General features: G+C 37.4%; 2 protein-coding genes. Both read left to right on the forward strand.

The window, feature by feature from the left end; genetic code table 11:
* Positions 1 to 240: hypothetical protein (locus tag BHE89_RS24440; protein ID WP_216081034.1), on the forward strand; the 240-nt coding region annotated here is incomplete at its 5' end.
* A gap of 197 nt (positions 241 to 437) precedes the next feature.
* Positions 438 to 816 (forward strand): pentapeptide repeat-containing protein (locus BHE89_RS19035; RefSeq protein WP_141008339.1); only part of this gene is annotated, 379 nt, incomplete at its 3' end.

The raw sequence follows: 816 nt of genomic DNA on the forward strand, positions 1-816 counted from the left end.
CGCTGGGGCGTGTCATTTCGTTTCGGCTCCCCCTGTTTTTCCCTTTCTTCGCTGGACGCTCATCAGGATAAAAAACAAAAAGCCTACCGCCCTCGTTTTTACTCGGTTGGTCAAATCGCTTCTTGCCACAAAACAAGTTTTGTGACTTTCAGCGATTTCGCATCGTTTTTACTTGTCAGTTTGCACGATGTTAAAAACGCACTCAGAAGCCCGCAAAACCGTTCTAAACTTTCAGCGTAGATTTGGGTGTTTTTATAGGGTGATCGTGTCTTAAAATCGTTTCGAGGGGCTTTAATGGGGATGAACGGGCGGTTTTTGCTAACTAACTCGCCCGTTTAACATAAAAGGGATTGTATGAATCAATTTTAGCTAGAGTTTAAGGTTGTTCAAATTAATGTACAATGATTACACTGTATAAATAACCAGGTATAGCATGTATGGAAAAGCACTTTATCAATGAAAAGTTTTCACGAGATCAATTTACGGGGAATAGAGTTAAAAATATTGCCTTTTCAAATTGTGATTTTTCAGGGGTTGATTTAACTGATACTGAATTTGTTGATTGTAGTTTTTACGACAGGAATAGCTTGGAAGGGTGTGATTTTAATAGAGCCAAACTAAAAAACGCTAGCTTTAAAAGCTGCGATTTATCAATGAGTAATTTTAAAAACATTAGCGCCTTAGGTCTTGAAATTAGTGAGTGTTTAGCTCAAGGAGCTGATTTTCGAGGGGCTAATTTTATGAATATGATAACTACAAGGTCATGGTTTTGTAGTGCTTATATAACCAAGACAAATCTTAGTTACGCTAATTTTT

The organism is Shigella sp. FC1967 (assembly GCF_001743005.1).
Lineage (GTDB): Bacteria > Pseudomonadota > Gammaproteobacteria > Enterobacterales > Enterobacteriaceae > Proteus.